Genomic DNA, 21,491 nt, shown 5'->3' with positions numbered 1-21,491 from the left:
TGTTGGTCAGACCCTGGTATTGAGCTGTGACGATCGACGCACGGCTGCCAGATGTGGTGGTGAGCTCCTATGACCCCTGGTGAGTGGGGCGATCGGGGCCGCCCCGGCATCGTTCTGCCCTGGATCGTGTGGCGGTGCGGGGCGCTCCAAACCTCGCTTACGCATTGTGATCTTCCTCATCCTCCGGAAGTCGAGTCACGCCGATGACCTGGGCTCCAATCCCTTTTCCGGCGCCGTAAGGGCGGAGTGTGGGTGTTCCTTTCACGGAAGCCGTGCCATCTTAGATCATGTGGGCTCGGGCGAGTCATTGTCGGGATATTGACTCCGACTGGGAGTGCTCCCTTCGTTGGAACAACGAAGGGGAGGAAGCGGAAATGAAGCGCTGCCGCCAATAGCGGCAATGCCGCCCGTCACAGAGGTTTACGGCGACGTCATACAAGTCGAAAGGTATGCCCAATGATGAGGATCATCGATGATTCCGTCGCGAAGGTCGACCCGGAGGTCGCCGAGGCATTAACCGATGAGCTGAGCAGGCAGCAAAGCAAGCTGGTGATGATCGCCTCGGAGAACTTCACGCCGCGGGCGGTCCTGGAGGCGCAGGGTTCGATTCTCGTCAACAAGCTGGCGGAGGGTTATCCGGGAAAGCGCTACTGTGCGGGTTGTGAGAACGTTGACCGCATTGAGCAGCTTGCGATCGACAGGGCGAAGACGCTGTTCCAGGCGGAACACGCCAACGTGCAACCGCATTCGGGAGCCCAGGCCAATGCCGCCGCGTATATGGCTCTCCTTCAGCCTGGTGACACGATTCTGGGGCTGAGCCTCGACCACGGGGGCCATCTCACCCATGGGATGCGGGCGAATTTCTCAGGCCGGTTCTACACCGTGGTGTCCTATCAGGTCCGGGCCGCCGACTCCGTCATCGACATGGAGCAGGTGGCACGGCTGGCTGACCAGCACCGACCCAGGCTGATCGTCGCCGGCTGGTCGGCCTACCCCCGCACCATCGACTTCGCCGCGTTCCGGCGGGTGGCCGACCAGGTCGGTGCCTACCTGCTCATCGACATGGCGCACATCTCGGGACTGGTGGCCGCTGGTCTGCACCCCAACCCCGTCCCCTACGCCGACGTGGTCACCTCCACAACACACAAGACACTCGCCGGCCCGCGAGGAGGAATGATCCTGTGCCGCGGCGAACTGGCCGACCGGATCGACAGGGCCGTCTTCCCGGGGCAACAGGCGGCGCCGCTGGCACATACCATCGCCGCCAAGGCGGTCACCTTCAAGATTGCCATGGGGGAGGATTTCCGCGACTGCCAGCGGCGTGCCCTGGAAGGGGCGGATATCGTGGCCACACGGTTAGGCGCTCCGGACGTGGCCGCGACCGGCGTTGAGGTGCTCACCCAAGGAACCGACGTCCATCTGGTGGTTCTCGACCTCCGAAAATCTGTGCTGAGCGGCCGGGATGCGGAAACCCGTCTCTACGACGTGGGAATCACGGTCAACCGCAATCAGGTGCCCTTCGACTCCCGTCCCGCCATGACGAGCTCGGGTCTGCGAATCGGTACATCGGCTCTGGCCACCAGCGGTTTCCAACCCGAAGATTTCGCGGAGATCGCGGACATCATCGCCGCAGCGCTGCGGCCGGATATCACCGAATCAGAGACAAATGTTCTGCGCTCTCGCGTCGACAATGTCGCTGCCAAGCATCCTGTCTATTCATCTCTGTCATGACGGCCAGCCCTGAATACGCGCGGAGAGATGGACCGCCTTTTCGCCCGCACGGCCGGCGCCATGCCGCTCTGCCGTTGTCATTCGCGCAGGAACGGGCCTGGCTTTTTGAACAAGCCCATCCGGGGTCGGCGCTACAGAACGTTTCTGTGACCGTCCGTCTGGTGGGTGAACTGAACTTGGTCGCGTTGCGGCGCAGTATCGGCCAGCTCATTCATCGTCACGAGGTGTTGCGTACCGGCTTTGTCGCGGTGGACGGCCGACCGGTGCAGCGAGTGGCCCCCAAGGCGCCAGAAGGACTTACGATCGAGGAGCTTGAAGGGGACGGGCTCACCGCCGAACAGCGCGATGAAGCGATTCACCGATGGGAAAGGGAGGCGGTCCGGCAACCGTTTGATCTGGACGCTCCGCCCTTGCTGCGTACCAGGTTGCTGCGCATCGAGAACCCGCTGGTGACCGACCATCGGGACGGCCTTCGGGAGGACCGCCGTCGGACGGAGAAGTGTGACTACCTGCTGGTACTGGTGGCACACCGGCTTGTGATCGATCTCGGCTCGGCAGGTGTCCTGGTCGAGGAATTGGCCGCGGGCTATGCGGCCGCGGTTCGAAAGCGGCCACCGGAGCGTGGAACGTTGCCGTTCCAATACGCCGATTTTGCGGCGTGGCAGCGGGACGAGTCATTCTCCCGAGAGTCGTCCTACTGGCGGAACCGGCTCATGGGAGCGCCCGTCGGGCTGGCCCTGCCGCCGACCCGGCTGCCGAGCCGGTGCGATGACGCGCCGAAGAGTCTGATCCGTCGATGGGAACGTGGCAAGCTGCCTCAACGACTGGTGACGGAGGTGACCACGCTCGCCGCCCAGCATGAGGCGTCGCTGTTCACCGCGCTGTTCACCGCGTTCACCACGTTGATGGCGCGCTACAGCGGCCATGACGATGTCGTGGTCGGGACCACGGTCGCGAAGGTGCCGCACCAGGATCTCAAGCTGATCGGTCCGTTCACCGACGTCATGCCACTGCGGATCGATCTCGCCTCGAGACCGACCTTCCGACAGGCACTGACGCGCGTGCGGGAGGAGCTCCGGTCCGCACAGGCACACCGGGACCTTCCGTTCGATCAACTCACCCGGGAACTGTGGCCACAGCGCCACGCCGGTGCCTATCCAACCGTCCAGGTGACCTTCGATCTGGCTGAGTTCCCGCCCGTCGAGCTCGCCCGTGCGGGACTACGCCTGTCCGCGCACACGGCTCGGTACCGGGACCCGCGACTGCCGCTGGCGGTGCACGTCGCTCCCGGTGACCCCGGTGGCGTGGGCGACGCCGGACTGGTGTTGGAGGCGGGCTACGACGACGATCTGTTCAGTGCCCGATACGTCGCCGACATGCTTGAGCAGTTCCGCATGCTGCTGATCGGCATCGTCCAGGATCCCGACGCCCCGGTGCACGACGTCCCGCTCACCTCACCCGCGCATCGGCGCCTGCTCCCGGACCCCACACTCCCTCCCCGCCGCCGCGCGCACCCGTTGATCACCGAACTGTTGCGGGACTCAGCGGCTCGTCATCACGACCTGCCGATGCTTGAGCAGGGCGTCCGCCGCTGGTCCTACGGTGACCTGTCCGCCAGGGCACACGCGCTGGCCGACACCCTTCGCGCAGCGGGGCACGTCCCCGGAGGAGTGATCGCGGTCGCCGCCCGGCACAAGGGCTTCGACCTGTACGCCGCCATCTGGGCCGTGTGGCTCGCGCGAGGAACCCTGCTCCTCGTCGACACCGCACTGCCGCCATCTCGACGGACGTACATGATCAATCGGGCTGGGGCACGCACCATCATCGCCGTCGGACCCGAGTCAGCCGAAGCCGCCATCGGTGCGCCGGAGGCGGCCGTGGTGCACGCCGCCGCCGACACCGAGGCGATCCTCGTACGCACCGGCACGAGGCCGCAGCGCTGTTCAGACGGCGGCGCGGGCGTCGATGATCCGGCATATGTGTTCTTCACCTCCGGAACCACCGGGTCACCCAAGGCTCTCCTCGGGCGCCACAACGGTTTGTCGCACTTCCTCATGTGGCAGAGCCGGCGGTTCGACATCGGTCCGCACGATCGATGCGCGCCCCTGCTCAGCCTCAGCGCCGACGCCGTCCTGCGCGACATCTTCACGCCCCTGGTCAGCGGCGCGTGCCTGAGCCTGCCCGCCGAACCCGCGGCGCTGGCGGGCGACGCGACCCTGCCACTGGCATGGATGCGCGAGGCGAAGATCACCATGGCCCACACAGTCCCCTCGCTGGCCTCGGCGGCTCTGGCCACACCCTCCGGTACCGGCCAGCTCGACCAGCTCAGGCTCTTGTTCTTCGCCGGCGAGCCGTTGTCGGGTCGGCTCGCAGGCCGTTTCCGCGCCTTGGCCCCGCACGCCGCCATCGTCAACCTTTACGGCGCCAGCGAATGCACCATGGTCCAGACCTGCTACTCCGTCCCGCCGTCCTTTGCCGCTGGACGGGTCCCGGCGGGACGCGGCATCACTGACGTCGAGGCCGTGGTGACCACGCCCGGCGGTACGCTGTGCGCGCCCGGCGAGATCGGCGAAGTCCTCATCCGCTCGCCCTACAGTTCGCTGGGATACCTCGGGCACCAAGAAACGACCGGTTTGCTGCACAACCCCTTCCGAGACGCCCCCTTGCGAGACGACCCGGTGGACCTGATCTTCCCCACCGGCGACCGGGGCCGCTTCCAGCCTGACGGCACCTTGGAGATCCTGGGCCGATCCGCCGACCACAAGAGCGGTCCCGCCATCGGAATGGGCGCCGACCAGGTGAACGCCATCCTCGGCACCCACTCCGCCGTCGCCGCGTCAGTGGTCATCGCACCTGACAAGCTCGGCTTCGTCGCCTACGTCGTGTTCTACGAACAACGCACCGCGTCCTCCGACCAGCTCCGCCGCTTTCTGGAACGCTCATGCCCACCTGAGGCAATCCCGGTCCGCTTCATCCCCATCGACCAAATTCCCGTCACCACCATAGGAAAACTCTCCCGCCAAGACCTCCCCGCCCCCTCCCCCTGACCCTGCTACTGGGGCAGAGCATTTATTGAGAGGTGCGGTATTCCGTCGGCGGATGAGTCGCTCTCATGTGCTCGCGGATTTCCGGCTGCCTGGCGCTCCAGGACCGCCGTACGCTTACGCTTCCGCAGGAAGTTGCGCCATGAGAGTGATTCTCGGCCACTGGCCTGGTTGGTGGCCTTCAGCGTCTTCTGCTGGGGCGTGCCACCAGCGCGATGCCTTGATCACCGATCGCGTGAGGGCGGTGGGCGAAATGCTCCCTCAGGGCCGGCTCCAGAGCCAGGCGCATATCGACGGACCGGGGATGCCCCTCGAACCAGAAATCGGCCAAGGTTGTGGCCGCAGACTTGATCCGGTCGTCTTCCGAAGTTTCCGGGAAATGTAGGGCGGCTTCGGTCCGTAGAAGCGAGAAGTCGGTGAAACCGTGTTCAGCGAAGGCTCTGGCGGCTTCCACCAGGAGAAAGCCCTGGTGATCGGGTTCCTCGCCGGACAACGGGATGCACACGTCGTTGAGGAGCCGGACGAGTTCGTTGTCGGATGCACCGCCGACGATGACGATGGTCGCGTCGGGATCCTCGTTGTCGCATACTCTCGCGATTTCGTGGAGCGCGGCCCGCAAGTCCTGCACATAGGGCAGCATCCACGCGGCGAGCACGAAGTCGAAGGAGCGGTCCGGGAACGGCAGTGCCTCGGCGTGACCAGGATGGACCTCCACGGCGGCCATCTCACCAAGCACGGCGACCCGGTCGCGGTGAGGTTCGACTGCTTTGCATCGGCCGGCCTGCGTCGCCACTGCGGCGGTCAACTCGCCCGTCCCGCCTCCCACATCGAGCGCGTGGGCGCGGCCGACGGCGAGTGCGCGGAGGAGCGCTATCTCTTCGCCTCGCTCCAGTCGCTCTGTGAAGTTGGTCCAGCCATTCCGGGACAGCTGGTGCGGGCCGCGATACTCCAGGGGACGGTCGCAGACCGAACCGCACCAGGGATGGGCCACGACAGCGTCGACATCGAGCTTCGATGTAGGGACGGACAGTTCAGCCGGCCACATTCAGCCGCTCCTCGGGTTCATGTGGGGGCCGAGTTCGGCAGGCCGAATGTCCGGTGCCGATCAGAGTCAGGAAGGTGTCGGCCACGGTCGCCGGTTCGTACTGGTGCACCTGGCCGCATGCCTGCTCGGACGCCGTGTGATAGGTGTCGTGGTCCGCGAGAAGGCTCGCGGCGGCCGACCACAGGCGTGTGAACGCTTCGGACGCGCCTGGCGGCTCCGCGGTCGAACCCGTGACGCCACCGATGTGCTGGACCTCGTCACCGCGGTCGAGTTCCACCAGGCGGCCCGCTCCGCCGACGAGGACGGGCAGGTTTCCGAGGTGGAAGCCCGCTACCGGGGTGCCTACCGAGAGGGCCTCCGCGGCCACGTTACCGAACGTTTCCGGCCACATCGTCGGGACGACCGCGAGGGAGGCCCCAGCCAGGAAGTCCTGGGCCTCGTCCCAGGGCAGGGCCGGCAGGAGTTCGACCTCGGGGCGTTCTCCGGCGATCCTCAGACACTCGTCGCGGACGGCCTTCTGCATACCGTCCCACAGTTCGAAGGAGGCGTCCGCCAGCGCGACCTGCACGGGACGGCCGAAGTCGTGCGGCAGGCTGCGAAGCAGTCCGCTGATTCCCTTCACCGGGTCCGCCCTTGCCAACGTTCGGACAGGGCCACTGAGCCGTAGCCGTTCCCGAACGTGACGGGGGGGCGGAGTGCCGCGTCGAGGGAGAGGATTCGGAAGAACCCTCCAACCGCGCGTGTCGACGTCGGCGCGGGCGGACTCCTCAATGAGGAAGGGACTTACTGCCAGCACCGCGTCCGGCTTGCGCGCCAGACTCTCGTGGATCGACGCGTCCGCCCGGATCAGGTGAGCCATGAGCGCGGTGCGGACACCGGCCGGCGCGGGGGCGAGGTAGCCGAGACCCGCCACGGCGTCGGCCCAGCAGACCAGGTCGACGTCGTTTTCGGCCAGGACGTGCTCGACCTCGTCGCGGAGCGCCGCGGGGTTCGTGAGCATCCTCGGAAGATCATCGAAAAGCATGGGGCGGGGAAGCTCGATGGTCTCGAGCCTGACGAGATCGGGATCGTCGGCGGCGGTCGCCGGTCCGGCGGCGATGATGATCGCTCGGTGCCCTTGCGCGCGGAGGCCGACGGCGAGGGCGGCGACGCTGCGTTCGATGCCCGCGGGCTCGTCGAGGTTGTAGGTGAGCAGAACGAAGGCGAACTTCATCGGGTCTGCTGCCTCTGCCGGTCGTTGAACTGCTGCCACCCGGCCGCCCTGGTCGTGCAGGACGGGCATCGTCCGCATCCATAACCCCAGTCGAACAGGGTGCTGCGGTCGCCGTGGTAACAGGTGTGGGTGTGTTCGACGATCTCGTCGAGGCACCGCAGCCGTTGCGCGAGGCCCCAGGTTTCCGCCTTGGTGAGGTCGAGCAGTGGCGCCTCGATCCGGAACGCTGGTTCGTCGAGTGCTTGACGCAAGGCGAGTTCGTAGGAGCGAACGAAGTCGATCCGGCAGTCGGGGTACCCGGCGTCGTCGGTCGAGCAGACACCGGTGACGAGGGTGTGCGCGCCCCGCGTGGCGGCGAGCGCCGCGCCGTAGCCGAGCAGCACGACATTGCGCCCGGGGACGAACGAGGAAGGAAGGCCGTGCCTGGCCGCGTAGTCATTTCCCGTTCCCGTGGCGTCGAATCGTGAGTCGATCGATTCGTCGATGAGGGAGGAGCCACCCATCTGCCGAAAAGCAGGCCCGAGTTCCAGGACGGTATGCCGCACTCCGGCACGGGAGGCGAGCCGCGAGGCGCAGTCCAGCTCGACCCGGTGACGCTGGCCGTAGTCGAACGACACCGCCTCGACTTCGTCGTACTCTGACAGGGCCCAGAAAAGGCAGGTTCCGGAGTCTTGCCCGCCCGAAAGCGAGACCAACGCCTTCCGTTTCACTGTGACCTCATTCCGATCGCCGATACCGCTTCGGCACGGGTGGTCTGCTGTTCCCGGATACGCCCGCGAACGGCGGTGGTGATGGTCGTCGTTCCCGGAGCCTGCACGCCGCGCACCGTCATGCAGAGGTGCTCGGCCTCGATCATCACCAGAAGTCCGGCCGGTGTCAGGTACTTCTCGATGGCGTCTGCGATCTCGATGGTCAGGCGCTCCTGTACCTGCAGGCGGCGAGCGAAGGTGTCAACGACTCTCGCGATCTTGGAAAGGCCGACTATTCGACCGTCCGGAATGTAGCTCACATGCGCCGTACCGATGAATGGAAGAAGGTGGTGTTCGCACAACGAGTAGAGCGGGACATTTCGCACCGTGACCATTTCATCGTAGCCGGCCGAGTCGAATGTCCTAAAGAGATCGTTCAGGTCGATCTCGTACCCGCGGGTGAACTCGTCGATTGCCTCCGCGGCGCGTCGAGGGGTGTCAGCAAGCCCCTCTCGTTCGGGATCCTCTCCCGTGATGCCAGCCAGGATCGACCGGAAGGCGGAGTGGCGCGGGTTCGCTGTCGCGGTCTCGTTCGGGTGTCCGATCAGCACAAGGTCACCGTCCTTTTTCATGGCCCCAGGCGATAACGTGTAGTTGGGGTAGTACTTTGCAGTCTTTTGCTCGCGGGTCACCGGCGACGAGCTCGCACAGCCACCGGAAACGGTCCGTCACCGCCGGCAGGGGACGCGCGGCTTCGGCATCGGTTCCGGATGACAGAAAAAGTGGGAGTAGCGACCCGTCGGCGCGTCGATGACGCTCTCTGAAGCGGAACGCGAATTCAACGTCCGCGGAGTCGAAGCAGACTATTTTGAGATAGACATCGCTTCTTTTGGGGCATGGTCGCGTGGCCGCTGACATGAACTTTGATGACTGAAGCGCGTTCTCTGGGGTGGCCATTCCGCTTGATGGCGGCTTAGGACTGACCACCAGCCGGTCAACATCGCGGAGCCAGTCTTTCCAGAGTGACCCTTGGGTTTCGACGCTGACCCGCATACCGGAGTCGTGCAACCGGTGGACCAGGGGCCCCAGTTCGTGCATCGCCGGGTTCCCTCCGGAAAGGACCACCAGCATTCCGGTGGAGTCGGACACCCTTTGCCGGAGTTCGGCGACGATATCGGACTCGTCGAGCCTGCGGGCCTCCCGCCGGACCGTAGGTGGATCAACGGCGTGCATGGAGTCGCACCAGGTACACCGGTAGTCACAACCGCCGAGTCGTACGAAGAGGCACGGCAGGCCGGCATCGGGCCCCTCACCTTGAATGGTCGGCCCGAAGAGTTCGACCACCGGGTGACGGCGCGTACCGTGACCGCGGCCGGTGGAGCCGGGGGTCACGGCGTCCGCCATCGGATCGGTCGGGCGCCGAGGTGCCCGACCGCCCGGCCGTCCGGGGACGAGAACTGGGTACCCATCCGAGTCAGGATTCCCGGCCGGGGAACGCCGGCGGCCACAGCGAGTCGACGCCCACGAAGGCGTACTCCTCGGCGAGGAACCGCTCGATGATCCCGGGCAGTGCCGCCACGGTCTGCGACCGGTCGCCGCCGCCGTCGTGCAGCAGCACGACGGATCCGCCGCGCACCTGCCGGACGACCCGCTCGGCGATCGCCGCTGCCCCCGGCGCGGCCCAGTCGCGGCTGTCGTTGTCCCACAACACGCAGACCAGGTCCCGCTCGGCGAGCCAGTCCAGCACCTCGGGCCGACCGGCTCCATAGGGCGGGCGCACCAGGTGGGGCCGCGACCCGGCGGCCCTGGACATCGCCGTGGCGGTCGCCTCGAGCTGGAAGGCGAGTTCGTCCAGGCCAAGGTCGGGCAGATAGGGATGTGACCAGGTGTGGTTGCCCAGAGTGTGCCCCTCCTCGGCGATGCGCCGTACCGTCGCCGGGTGGCTGGCCGCGTTCAACCCGACGCAGAAGAAGCTGGCCGTGATCCGGTAGGACCGGAGGATGTCCAGGATCCGGTCGGTGTAGGGCGGGCACGGGCCGTCGTCGAAGGTCAGCGCGACCTGGCGCGGCTGCTCCGCGCCGCGTCGCGGCTCGGGGTCACCGGGAATGAAGCGTGGCAGGGGCCCGGCGGGCTTTCGCAGGTAGTGGTCGAGCACGTCGGCGCGACCGGTGAGCGTGCCCGAGGTCACCGCCAGCCCCGTGACCGCGGTCGGGTCGGCCGCGGCGGCCCTGGCCAGCTCCGTCGCGGGCACCGAACCGTCGACCGGCCTGCCGGGCAACGACCATGGATCGGCCCGGCACACAGCCAGGCCCGCGGTCAGCAGATGAAGGTCCAGCGTTCCGTTGGTGCTGTCGATGACGCAGCACAACCCGCCGTCGGCGGTCGCCGCACGCTCGCGCAGGAATGCGATGAGACTGTCGAGCGGCCCTGGCGGGAAGTCCCGGGCGAAGACCTCCTCGCCGGCCGTGTCTACTGCGGCGGCACGGTATCCCACCGGCCCCCAAGAAATTCCACAGAAAAGCACCGAATCCTCCAGAAAGCATTACCGGGCAGGGATCCGCTGTCCCGGGGCGGGTCGCCCGCCCCGGTCTCGTCGGTCAAGCGCCGCGACGTTGATACAGCGTTCCGGCGCTCCAGACGCGGCCCACCCGTCCCCATGCGATGGCCGAGGCCACGTCGGGGAAGAATCCTCGGCCGTTGAGATTGGCGCTGGTGTTGCACAGCACCGGAATTCCGCTGAGCCGGTGGTACTCGACGAGCACCTCACCCAGCACCGGGTCGTCGGCCGGGTCGACCGTCTGAAGCCGGGCGGTGCCGTCCAGGTGCACGACCGCCGGGATGCGGTCCGCCCAGGCCGGCCGTACCGCGTGGTCGAAGAGCATGTACGGGTCCGGGACGCCCGGGTCGAAGATCTCCGGGGCGGCGTCGACCAGACAGATCGGGGCGACCGGACGGTAGGGCTCGCGCGCCTTGATCCGGTTGAGTTCGTCCTTCATCCCGGGACCTGTCGGCGCGGCGAGGATGCTGCGCCCGCCCAGGGCCCGCGGCCCCAGCTCCGCGCGCCCGTTGAGCACCACCACCGGATCGCCGGTCTCGTGCAACACCCTGGCCAGTTCGGCGGGTGGGCACGGACGGGCCCACCAACCGGCCGGGATGTTCCGCACGGGAAGCAGCTCGGGCCCAAGCCGGGTGGACCAGTCGACGGCTGACAGCCCGGCATGCGCGATTCGGCCCAGGGCCGCGGCGCCGATGGCTGAGCCGGAGTCGTTGGGAAACGGGGGCACCCACATCTCGCGGACCGCCGGCAGTGCGCGCAGCGCGCTGTTCCACTTGATGTTCAGCGCGCAACCGCCGGTGAAGCACAGGTTCACCGGGCCCGCCGCGTCGGCGGCGCGCAACGCGCCGGTGATCCGCTCGCAGAGCAGGTCCTCGAAGAACTGGTGAATGCTGGCCAGCACGTCCTCGTCGGACACCTCGGCTGGTTCGGTCCGCGTGCGCACAGCCGTGTAGAACTCGTGCACCGGCGGCACCGAAGGTTCGAACGGGCTACCGAACCCGCCGGTCCTGCGCCGGTACTCCACCGCTTGGTCCTGATCGCTTTCGAATATGCGATGGAACTCGTCGCGCAGCACGGCGAGCACCGGGTCACGAGGCGCGCCGAGTGCGACATACGCCATGAGTTTCCCGGCCACCGTCAGATCCCAGGCGTTGGCCGCGTCGGGCCGCTGGAACGGCCCGAAATGCTGGCCCGCGATCGCGTAGGCGTGTCCCAGCAAAGGAAACAGGTCACCGAGATTACGCACTCCAGTATCGGGATCGACCAGGTAAAGAGCCGGGAACAGGCCACCGTCCCAAATGAGTACGAAAGCGGGCTCCCCGCGTTGAGCGAAGGGGCTGGTGCAGTAGGTGCTGGACAAGTGGCCGGCTGCGTGCGTGTAGCTGGTGTAAGGATAAGTGTGGCCGTCGATGGTGAACTCGTCCGAATAACCGGGCTGGAGCAGGTCAGGGCAGGCCGGGCACTCGCGGTACGGCGCGACGGTGATCTCGATCGGTTTCCCGTTGTCGTGCATGGCGAAAAAGAGCGGCTTGGGTTGGTCGCCGTCCCAACCGTCGATCACCCACTCGTCCACATCCTCTGGTTTGTAGCCGAAATCGGCGAATATCCTGGGAATGATGGTGAGGTCACTGATCCAGGTGTATCGCTTGCCGTTGTCGATCTTCTCCATCTCGACGCTGAACACCAGCCGGTCACCGTCGATCAACGCCACGGCGCCGTCGTGGGTGAGCTTGAGCCCACAGATGATCATGAATTCCGCTCCTTGTGTGGCAACGGTTGTGCGTCCCCTGGGTCACCGGTGTCATCGGCCAGTTCCCATGGTCCGGGCACAGCGCGCCCGGCGCATCACGGGACAAGCCGAAGTGTCCGCGAGAGCGCACCGAGACTTCGACCGGGGGCGGGCCCCGCCGCCCTTCGGGGACCGGCCGGCCATATCTCGGTCCGGCCCGTGATGTGCGACAACCGCCAGGGCGGCACCATGGCCCTGGAGGTTCAGAAATGGGTTTTCTCATCAGCAAGGAGTTCCAGTTCTCGGCCAGCCATCGGCTCGACGGGCTTCCGGAGGGTCACCAGTGCGGCCGATTGCACGGCCACAATTACGTGGTAAAAGTCGAACTCGCCGCGGCTGAGCGCGGTCTCGACGCCGTTGGTTTCGTCCGCGACTACGGAGAGCTGTCCGTCTTCAAGCGGTGGCTGGATGACGAGATCGATCACCGCCACCTGAATGACGTCATGGCGGGCCGCAATCCCACCGCGGAGAACCTCGCCTACTGGATGTACGAGCGTTGGCTGCCGCTGTTCCCGGAGTTGAGCGCGATTCTGCTTTCCGAAACTCCCAAGACATGGGCGGAGTACCGACCGTAAGTCGCGTTTGGAAGCGTCCCGGTCGCCGGGCAGGGACGGGACGCTGCCACAGCACTTCTTGGAGCAGTGATGTCAGCGCAACGCGCGGACCAGCCGCGGATCGCGGTCATTGTCCCTACCTACAACCGATCCGAGCTGCTGCGCCGCACGCTGGCGGCACTGGTAAGGCAGCGGATTCCGGTGGGCGAGTTCGAGGTCGTCGTGTCCGACGACGGTTCCTCGGACGACACCGGCGACGTGGTCGCCGGTTTCGCCGACGAACTCCAGCTGGAATACCACTTCCAGGAGAATCTCGGCTTCCGGGCGTCGGCCGCGCGGAACGCCGGGGCCCGGCGCACATCGGCGCCCGTCCTCGCGTTCGTCGACGCGGGCGTACTGCCGGGGCCGGACTTCCTGTCCGCCCACCTCTCCGCCCAGCTGTCCGGTTCGGCCGTGGTCGGGTACATCTTCGGCTACCAGCCAGACGGCCCAGCCGCCCCGCTCGACGAGACCGCATGGACGCTGGCACCCGAGCAACTAGTCCGGCGATACGGCGATTCGCCGGAGTTCCGGGATGTTCGGCACCTCGCGCTCGAGCGTTTCGACTTCGACCTGGGGAGCTGCGCGGTTCCGTGGCAGTGGTTCTGGTCGGGGAACTGCTCGGTGCGCGCAGCGGACTTCTGGGCGGTCGGCGGGTTCGACGAGGATTTCCGCAGTTGGGGCGGCGAGGACACCGAACTGGCATACCGCCTGTTCAGGCACGGCGCGCGATTCGTCGTGAGCCGGGCCGCGTGGGCGATCGAGGCGCCCCACCCCAGGACGACCGTGCCGAACTTGGACAGCGGCAGCGCGAACATGCTGAAGTTCCTGCACAAGCAACCGGACACCGTGGTCGAACTCCTGTGGACCTGGTTCGCCCGCGAACGTACGCAGTTCCAGATCCATCACGACTGGAACGTGGAAGACGAGTACCTGCTCGTCCTCGACGCGGTCGCCGCGGCCAAGCCGGTCGACGTGAGCGATGAACTGGCGCGGCTGCGCCGGACGGCGGGAAGTGCCCGGATCGCCGTCATGGGCTGTGGCGACGACGTGCCGGACTGGCTGGCCACCGCGGCGTTGTTCGACTTCGACCGCGATGTCGTCCAGAACGCCACGCACCAGGTGAGCCATGCCATCGGCCTGCGCACCGCTCTGCCGGACAACTCGGTCGATCTCGTCTTCGTGACATCGAGGCTGCGGACATTGTGGCGCCGATGGGAGACCGAGATCCGGGCCGAGGCGCGGCGGATCGGCCGTGAACTCGCCAGCCCGCTGGCGCCGGTCCGCACCGTGGTCGGTGAGAACCGTGGTCAGTGAGAACCGCCCCGGAAACACCTAGTCACGGCGCGAAGACCATGAATTGCCCAGCTGCTCCCGTCGACCAGCGACCGGGGTGCCGTCGGCGAGCAGCGTCCACAGGCCCGGATTGCTGAACACCAGGGGGAAGTCGTCGCGTCCGGAGATGCCGAGCTTGCGGTAGGCACTGGAGAGATGCAGCTCCACCGTGCGGCTGGTGATCTCCCGGATTGCGGAGATCCGCCGGTTGGTCAGCCCACGCATGGCATCGATGAGGATCTCTCGTTCCCGCGCGGTCAACGACAGCACACCGCGCAGCACCACATGGTGCGTGGCGTGCTCGTCCATCGCGAGAAGGTGCTGGCGGGCCTGCTCAGCCAGCGCACCGGCTGCACACTGCTCCGCGAGCCGCATCGCGGTGGCCAGCACCACGATCGCCTCGTCCTGGTGACGCCGCCGGATCAGCACACTGCCCAGGTCTATGGTCGCGTGGACGAGGTCGAGTCCGCAGGGCACCGCCTCCAGGAGGGGGATCGCCTTGCGCAGCATCTGCTCCCGCTGTTTCAGCGGAGACACCCGACTGAGCGCGCGCAAGGCCCTGCCACGCTCCAGCGCGGAGCCCGTCTTCTCCGCGAACCGAACCTGATGCAGCGCCAGTCGGCTCGCCCGGGCACGCTGCCCTGCCTGATCGAGCAGTGCGACACCGTACATCCGCCAGCAGGCGGTACCGACCGTCCGCAGGCCACTTTCCTGACCGCGTAGCCCCAGTTCGGCCAGGTCCTGCACCGTTCCGGCGAAGTCGCCGCCCGCGGCCCGGAGCCGTGCCCTGGCAAGCAAGATGTCCCCGTAGTACCAGTCGAACGGCAACTCATCCTCACAGCGGTGGCGTCGTAGTAGTGCTTCCGCGGCGGCGTTGTCACCCATGCTGAGCAGCACGTGGGCCAGCAACCCGACCATCTCCGTGTCCACCGGCGTGGCCACGTCGGCGGGGCGCTCTTCACCGATGCAGTCGAGCAGCAACGTCCGCGCGGTAGGCAGGTCGCCACGCGCGAACGCGATTCGAGCGTCGATGTAGCGGACATCTGCGCGATTGCCCATCGCCACCCGGGGCCCGTACTCATCGGACTTCCGCACGTATGCCGCCGCTTCCTCGGGATGCCCGTTGTCCACCAGGACGGTTAGGGCCGCCGCGAGTGCCAGCGGCTGCGTGTCCAGTTCGTCGGCCTGCCGTTCGAGTGCCGCACGCGCCAGGCGTAGTGCCACGGTGGGGTCGTCATCGACAAGATGCCGGAAGAATCCCGCGAACGCCGTGGTCGCGCCGAGCAGCGCCGCGCTGCCCAGTTGAAGGTCGGCGGGGAGGCTCTCAGCGAATACCGCGGCTCGCTCGGGCGGCATCCGCGCGAGCCGCGAAACTGCGTGGTGCAGCTCCCCCCACCCGTGGAGGACCGTGCCGGTGAGCGCCGCCGCGATGGTGTCACGCAACCGTTGACGGTCCGAGGACACCGCCGGGTGGCAGAGGGCCCGGCCGATCTGGCCGAGCAGCCGGCGCAGCACGACGATGTCGGTGGTGCGCGGCAGCCTCGCCACCACAGCTGCCAGCCCGCTGACCGGATCGGCGCGCAGCCGCAGGTCTGCGAGTTCCAGCACGGCCCGGCGCTGCTCCGCCCCGGCCCCGGTTGCCGCGGCCAGTTCCAGGTACCGGCCAGCGGTGTCGTCCAGGCCCGATTCCAGCGCGATCTCGGCGGCCCTCACCAGTACCTCGGCGGGCCAGGACCCTGGTGGCGCCACGGTCGACGCACTGAGATGACGGGCCACCGACTCCACCGGGGCGTCGTGCTCGTAAAGGTAGTCGGCGATTCGCAGGTGCGCCGCGTTGCGGGCCATCAGCGTCATCCGTCCGAGCACCGCGTTGGCCAGCAGCGGATGTCGAAGGACGAGTTCGTCGCTGTCCGAAACGATGCCCATCCGAGCCAACAGATCCAGGACGTGCAGTGTGTCCACCAGGCCAAGATCGGACACGTGCGCGACAAGCGCGGCGTCCGCGCTACCGAACTCGCCCACCACCGCCATCACCTCCAGCAGGTGGCAGGCCCGCGAATCGACGCGAACGGCCCGCGCGACGAACTGATCAACCGCTGTCGGCAGGACGAGGGCGTCCAGCGCCACCGGCGTTGGAAACTCGACCGCCTCAGCTGACCACCGGGCCAGTTCCGCGACAAGGAACGCGTTGCCGGCGGTTAACCGGTGGCAGGCCGAGATGACCGCCGCACTGACACCGCGCCGCAGCCGATCGCGCAGCATGGCGCCGGTGTCCGCCTCGGTGAGGCCGCTGAGGACGCATCGGCGAGCATCGACCGACAACCCGGCGAGTTCGGTGGGCGCGCGAGGCGGTTCGCCTGCACGCACAGAGATCACCAGGACTACGGAGAGTCGAGCGCAGGCGTCGATGATGTGGCGCAGCATGTCGAGAGAGCGTGCTGACGCATAGTTGGCGTCGTCAACGGTCAACACCAAAGGCGCATCGCGGCACGACCGCGCCACCGCGTCTCGCGCCGCGACCAGGAACGTACCTTTGGGCGGCGAGTCCTTACAACCGGTCAGCAGCGCGGCAACGTCGGGGCTGTCCGCGGGAAGGCGCTCGACGAGCGCCTCGATCAGATCGTTCACCAGTTCGCAATCATTGCGGTTGTCCGGGCGGCAGGACAGTGCGATCACCTCGCCGCCCCGCCGCGCACACCGGTCAACCATCGCCTCAAGTAGCGCGGTACGGCCGATTCCCGGTTCCCCAGACACCACACAGCGCACGAGGCCGTCCGTCGAACTGTCCTGCCAAGCCTGGGAAAGCGCGCGCATCTGCTCGGCCCGGCCGACGGAACGAAACCCTGTCGCATCCATCCGAAAAAACTCCGTTCGCCAACCGCGAGAACGCTGAACGAGGGCGCACCAGAGAACCGCCGACACGGGGGTGGCCGTGGCCAAGATCCGACCCGGAACGACAACGCCTCGTCACGACCGGGCACGGCTCTGGCAGTCGCGCCGGTCCGCACCTCGTGCGACAATCCGAGAACGAGGTTCATCGCGCCCCCTCCGTGTCCGCACCGAGCACTCAGTTAAAGTTACCAATTCATCGTCGAGAAATACTCCCTTCCAGTGCCGGGCCATTTGGGCAACATTGATTGCCCGATCGCGCAATCGAACAGTCCCGAACACACCCTCTGTTCGCTGGTAAACGCACAGCCTTCCCAGCTCAGACAAGGCTGATCTTGTCTCAGAATTGTTCAGACACTCCAGGATGGAAGCCGCGCGCGAGGGCCCCCCATGAGTGTCAGTCCAGAATCACGCTTCGGGTGATTGGCCTACAGGTGGCGCATGAGAACGTGCGCGGTCGCGTCCACGGGGACTGTACGGTTTCGGTGTAACCCCTGATCAAGGAGTTGCTCCTGCTGACAACTGAAGCGAAGGCGGACACCGTAGTGGCCAAGCCCGGCCAGCCGACCGAGGACCGGGCGAACCAGCATCTGATCGGCCATCTGGTGGCCCAGGCCCGTGAGCAGGGCCTGGAGTCGACCGGTGAGGGCGGGCTGTGGCAGTAGTTGACCAAGCGGATGGCCGGATTCGGCGCTAGAGGGCGCGATCACCAACCATCACGGCTACGACAAGCATGAGCGGCCTGGGGGGGTAGCAACACCCGTAACCGACGCCGGTGAGGTGCCCCGGATTTCGTGACGTCCGAACTACCTGGCGCCGGTTGGCGCTGATGTGTTCGTCGAACGGTAGTGGATCGCCTCGTATTCAGCAGGTGGCACATTGCCGATCACGCTGTGGCCGTTGCTGGCTCGGTGGCCGGTCGCGGTCCCGCTGCCACATGGCCATCTTTGAGGCATCCGGCGGCAGGTCAGCTACTAGCGGACGGGGAGGCCGGTGAGGGTGCGGCCGATGACGAGGCGTTGGATTTCTGAGGTGCCTTCAAAGATGGTGAAAATTTTGGCGTCGCGGTGCCAGCGTTCTACTGGGTAGTCGCGGGTGTAGCCGTTGCCGCCTAGGATTTGGACGGCCTCTTCGGTTACGTGGACGGCCATTTCGCTTGCCATTAGTTTGGCCATCGAGCCTTCGGCGTTCTCGAAGTCGCGGCCGGTTCGGGCCAGCCATGCGGCTCGCCAGACCATGAGGCGGGCGGCGTCCAGGCGGCATTTCATGTCGGCCAGTTTGAAGGCGATGGCCTGGAAGTCGCCTATCTTGCGGCCGAACTGTTCGCGGTCGCGGGCGTAGTCCAGGGCGTAGTCGTAGGCGGCGCGGCCTACGCCGAGGGCCATCGCGCCGACGGCGGGGCGGGTCGTCTCGAAGGTCTTCAGGGCGGCCTGGCCCTTGGCGCTGCGGCCCTCGCGGGTGCGGGCGACGCGCTCGTCGAAACGGTCCTTGCCGCCGATGATGTTGCGGCTGGGGATGCGGACGCCGTCCAGGATCACCTCGGCGGTGTGGGACGCGCGGATGCCGTGCTTGCGGAACTTCTGGCCCTGCCGCAGGCCCGGTGTCTTCGGCGGGACGATGAAGCTCGCCTGGCCGCGGCTGCCGAGTTCGGGGTGGACGGACGCGACGATGATGTGGACGTCGGCGATCCCGCCGTTGGTCGCCCATGTCTTGGTGCCGTTGAGCACCCATTCGTCCTTGGCCTCGTCGAAGACGGCGCGGGTGCGGATGGCGCCGACGTCGCTTCCGGCGTCGGGTTCGGAGGCGCAGAACGCTCCTAGCTTGACGTCACCAGGAGTGCCGAACATCTGCGGCGCCCACTCGCCGACCTGTTCCTGCGTGCCAACGGCGGCGACGGACGCGGCGGCGAGGCAGGAGCCCGTGATGGACAGCCCGATCCCGGCGTCGCCCCAGAACAGCTCCTCGAACGCTACGGGGATGCCGAGGCCGGTCGGTTCCAGCCACTGGGCGGCGAAGAAGTCGAGCGAGTACAGGCCGATCTTGGCGGCCTCCTCGATGATCGGCCAGGGGGTCTCCTCGCGTTCGTCCCACTCGGCGGCGGCGGGACGGACGACGTCCCTGGCGAACCCGTGGATCCAGTCCCTGACCTCGCGCACCTCCTCGGTCGGCTCCAGTGAGAACGGCGTCGGCTCGGCGCTCGTCATGGTGCGTCGACCCCTCCTCCAGGTTGGCTGTTACCAACGGTAGCACCCTGCGTGGTCGGAGGACCCGTGTCAGGGCTGACGTGGGGGCGGCGGGGGGCCGGGCGGAGGCGGCGGGGCGCCCCCGGCGATCGCGCGGCGGATCGCCCGGTCGCGTCGGCGTGCCCAGGGGCCGCCGCGGACGGGGAGCCGCTGCGAGAACGGGCTCAGCTTGCGCGTCACCCGGCGGATCAGGAAGACCGAGACGGCGAACGAGGTGATCATGAGCAGCACCATCGTCAGCGCGAAGAGCCAGCCGAAGTCCTGGAACACCTTGTCGGGCTCGCGGTTCAGGGTCTGGCTGAGCACCGCCTTCAGGGCCTCCTGAAGGCTCAGCACCATCGCCACGGTGCCGACCGAGGCGCCGACCAGCCCGCCCGTCCAGGCCGACAGCGTGTCCAGCCGTTCCTGGAACCACGCGAGGTTGGCGCGCACCTGCCGTTCGAGATCGCCCAGGTCACGGATCAGGATCTCGTTGCTGTTGTGCCGCCTGATGGGCTCGATGAGCTGCCCGATGCGGTCGTGCAGAACGTAGTCGTCGGTGGTGCTGGCCACCATGTGCTGCCAGCGTTCGAGCTGGTGGCGGGTGACGGTGAGCCGCTCGGTGAGCACGCGCTGGGTGTCGCGCTGGACGCAGCGCAGCACCGCGCGCCGCAGTCCGAGCGCTTCGAGGAGCTGGGTGCGGTCGGGGTCGATGACGTCCATCTCGTCGTCGGCCGTTCCGGCCGGAACGAGGGTGAGCGCCTGGTTCTCCGACAGGTACCAGCGGTCCAGCGTTTCGCGTCCCAGGGTGACCGGCGCGGCGCGCATGTCGCCATGGTCGGGGTACATCAGCTGGTCGATGACGTGCTGCCACTCCCCCTCGGTCTCCATGCCGCGGACGAGCGGGCCGATCCCCGGATTCACGATCTCGAACTGGGCGCCGAAGCTGACCGGGAACGGATAGTTGATGAGCCCCTCGTCGTACATCTCGTGCAGGCGGTCGGCGCCCTGGACGCCCTCGCTCGCCCACGCCGCGACCCGCGCGGGGTCGGCGTCGCCGTGCACCCGCTCGTACAGGTCGAGGAAGACCCAGTTCATGAGGCACCGGACGCTGCCCTCCACCGTGTGATCCGGCGAGACATGCCAGCGGAGCGGATAGCCGGCGATCCACATGGCCCGTTCCAGCTGGCTCAGGACCTCCGCGGTGACGTCGCCCCCGTGGACCAGCCATTCGGACCGTAGGCTGGGCCTGATGACCATGAAGCCGGAGGCGTGCACCAGAAGGTGGACGGCCACCTTGCCGCCGACCGGCCTGTCGCCGTCGCGCAGCCGCAGGACCCCGTCGAACTCGACGGGCGGGAGCCGGTACCTCGCCACATGTCCGAGCCGCAGGGTCTGGATGTCGAAGAACGCCTGGGCGTCCACATCGAGGAGTCGCCCGCTGCCGTCGGTCCCCGCGATGAGAAGATCTCTCGGAGCGATGTCGGCCAGATCACCGAGATCGTACGTGCGAATCCAGCTAATCGTCCAGTCAGAGGGTATTTGTCCCGCAATGCTCACTATCGTGATCGTAGCCCACAACGAGGAGCCCTATGTAGAAAATGCGATCGGGCAGGCCCGGGAAACGGCCGATTCCGCCACCCGGATCATGCTGGTCGACAGCGCCTCCACCGACGGCACAGCGGCACGCGCACGTTCGCTCGGGTGCGAGGTCCTCCCGGCTCCGCTGGGGAAGGGCGCGGCGATGAAGGCCGCCGCACGTGCGGCCAAGACGCCCTGGTTGTGTTTTCTCGACGCCGACATCGTGGAGAACGGCCGCAACATCCCGCTCACCCTCAGGCAGGGAATCGAATCGGCGCCGGATTCGGCGGTAATGGTCGTCGCCGATTTCGACGACCCGCCCCCCAAACCCATTCTCAGCACCACCATCTCCATCTACACGCCGCTCGTGCGGGCGTTGGTTCCCGAGGCGGACGGGCTTTTCGGGAGCCGCCCCCTCAGCGGATTCCGCGCGATCCGCCCGGAGCTCCTGGGCGAGGACGCCCCGGACGACTTCGGTGTCGAAGCACATCTCAATCTCTCGGCCGTGTTCACCGGACGCCCGATGACGCTCACCCACATCGGCCTGTTCACCCAGCGTTTCCGCTACAAGGCCGACATGGGCGGGGAGATCGCCCGGGCGATCCTGGACATCGCGGAGGCGCACGGACGGCTCGCCCCGGCGCTGCGCCCCGAGTGGGACGCCTGGGTGAGCCGTGTCCTGAAGGTCGTCCAGACCTATCGCGGCGACCTGAGCGAACGTACGGACTATCTGGCCCGTCTGCACGCGGCGATGAACGAACCCATGCCACCTCGGAAACCCTGAAACCGTCGCCGTCGATCAC

Annotated in this window: 15 protein-coding genes; 5 read left to right on the top strand and 10 right to left on the bottom strand. The window is 67.1% G+C overall.

The genetic code is table 11. The features are described from left to right. Positions 1 to 456 precede the first annotated feature (456 nt). Together ABD808_RS04225 and ABD808_RS04220 are read left to right on the top strand one after the other, a co-directional pair. On the top strand, positions 457 to 1,731 hold the full coding sequence (locus ABD808_RS04225) for a serine hydroxymethyltransferase (RefSeq protein ID WP_425548884.1): 1,275 nt from the start codon (positions 457 to 459) through the stop codon (positions 1,729 to 1,731). After that, the gene (locus ABD808_RS04220) at positions 1,728 to 4,778 is read left to right on the top strand and encodes a non-ribosomal peptide synthetase (protein WP_344890011.1); all 3,051 of its coding nucleotides are present in this window, start codon (positions 1,728 to 1,730) and stop codon (positions 4,776 to 4,778) included. Before ABD808_RS04225 ends, ABD808_RS04220 begins: the two co-directional genes overlap by 4 nt. 178 nt (positions 4,779 to 4,956) lie before the next feature. Here ABD808_RS04220 and ABD808_RS04215 read toward each other — a convergent pair whose 3' ends face one another. From ABD808_RS04215 to ABD808_RS04190, 7 genes are all read right to left on the bottom strand, one after another. Beyond that, positions 4,957 to 5,820, bottom strand: a complete 864-nt coding sequence (locus ABD808_RS04215; RefSeq protein WP_344890008.1) for a class I SAM-dependent methyltransferase — start codon at positions 5,818 to 5,820, stop codon at positions 4,957 to 4,959. Then, positions 5,807 to 7,033: a glycosyltransferase family 4 protein gene (locus tag ABD808_RS04210; protein WP_344890004.1), complete on the bottom strand. Its 1,227-nt coding sequence runs from the start codon at positions 7,031 to 7,033 to the stop codon at positions 5,807 to 5,809. Before ABD808_RS04210 ends, ABD808_RS04215 begins: the two co-directional genes overlap by 14 nt. Continuing rightward, a complete protein-coding gene (queC, locus tag ABD808_RS04205; RefSeq protein WP_344890000.1) occupies positions 7,030 to 7,743 on the bottom strand; it encodes a 7-cyano-7-deazaguanine synthase QueC in 714 nt (237 codons plus the stop codon). Before queC ends, ABD808_RS04210 begins: the two co-directional genes overlap by 4 nt. Then, positions 7,740 to 8,414, bottom strand: a complete 675-nt coding sequence (folE, locus tag ABD808_RS04200; RefSeq protein WP_344889995.1) for a GTP cyclohydrolase I FolE — start codon at positions 8,412 to 8,414, stop codon at positions 7,740 to 7,742. The genes queC and folE overlap by 4 nt, the downstream gene beginning before the upstream one ends. Next, positions 8,338 to 9,126 carry a 7-carboxy-7-deazaguanine synthase QueE gene (queE, locus tag ABD808_RS38440; RefSeq protein WP_425548883.1) on the bottom strand — a complete coding sequence of 263 codons (789 nt, stop codon included), beginning with the start codon at positions 9,124 to 9,126 and terminating at the stop codon, positions 8,338 to 8,340. The genes folE and queE overlap by 77 nt, the downstream gene beginning before the upstream one ends. Positions 9,127 to 9,196: 70 nt before the next feature. Next, the gene (locus ABD808_RS04195) at positions 9,197 to 10,216 is read right to left on the bottom strand and encodes a polysaccharide deacetylase family protein (protein WP_344889993.1); all 1,020 of its coding nucleotides are present in this window, start codon (positions 10,214 to 10,216) and stop codon (positions 9,197 to 9,199) included. Positions 10,217 to 10,319: 103 nt separating this feature from the next. Continuing rightward, positions 10,320 to 12,029 carry a carbamoyltransferase N-terminal domain-containing protein gene (locus ABD808_RS04190; RefSeq protein ID WP_344889990.1) on the bottom strand — a complete coding sequence of 570 codons (1,710 nt, stop codon included), beginning with the start codon at positions 12,027 to 12,029 and terminating at the stop codon, positions 10,320 to 10,322. A gap of 248 nt (positions 12,030 to 12,277) precedes the next feature. On the opposite strand from ABD808_RS04190, the gene ABD808_RS04185 reads away from it, so the two are divergent. Both ABD808_RS04185 and ABD808_RS04180 read left to right on the top strand, forming a co-directional pair. Continuing rightward, complete coding sequence (locus tag ABD808_RS04185; RefSeq protein ID WP_344889985.1) at positions 12,278 to 12,643, top strand: 6-pyruvoyl trahydropterin synthase family protein; 366 nt, start codon at positions 12,278 to 12,280, stop codon at positions 12,641 to 12,643. Between the two features lie 69 nt (positions 12,644 to 12,712). After that, positions 12,713 to 13,978 carry a glycosyltransferase gene (locus tag ABD808_RS04180; RefSeq protein WP_344889982.1) on the top strand — a complete coding sequence of 422 codons (1,266 nt, stop codon included), beginning with the start codon at positions 12,713 to 12,715 and terminating at the stop codon, positions 13,976 to 13,978. A gap of 18 nt (positions 13,979 to 13,996) precedes the next feature. Here ABD808_RS04180 and ABD808_RS04175 read toward each other — a convergent pair whose 3' ends face one another. The 3 genes from ABD808_RS04175 to ABD808_RS04165 all read right to left on the bottom strand — a co-directional run bounded on the left by ABD808_RS04175 (position 13,997) and on the right by ABD808_RS04165 (position 20,667). Then, positions 13,997 to 16,852 (bottom strand): AAA family ATPase, encoded by a 2,856-nt coding sequence (locus tag ABD808_RS04175; RefSeq protein WP_344889977.1) that lies wholly within the window; start codon positions 16,850 to 16,852, stop codon positions 13,997 to 13,999. 1,007 nt (positions 16,853 to 17,859) lie between these two features. Then, positions 17,860 to 19,089: an acyl-CoA dehydrogenase family protein gene (locus tag ABD808_RS04170; protein ID WP_344889974.1), complete on the bottom strand. Its 1,230-nt coding sequence runs from the start codon at positions 19,087 to 19,089 to the stop codon at positions 17,860 to 17,862. Between the two features lie 69 nt (positions 19,090 to 19,158). Then, a complete protein-coding gene (locus ABD808_RS04165) occupies positions 19,159 to 20,667 on the bottom strand; it encodes a hypothetical protein (protein ID WP_344889971.1) in 1,509 nt (502 codons plus the stop codon). Positions 20,668 to 20,671: 4 nt separating this feature from the next. On the opposite strand from ABD808_RS04165, the gene ABD808_RS04160 reads away from it, so the two are divergent. Continuing rightward, entirely contained in the window at positions 20,672 to 21,472 is an 801-nt protein-coding gene (locus tag ABD808_RS04160) for a glycosyltransferase (RefSeq protein WP_344889967.1), read from the top strand. The last annotated feature ends 19 nt before the right edge of the window (positions 21,473 to 21,491 follow it).

The sequence above is a fragment of the Actinomadura meridiana genome (assembly GCF_039537545.1).
GTDB classification, from domain to species: Bacteria; Actinomycetota; Actinomycetes; order Streptosporangiales; family Streptosporangiaceae; genus Spirillospora; species Spirillospora meridiana.
Note: the sequence above shows the minus strand (reverse complement) of the source record. Positions and strands in the feature narration are given on the sequence as shown.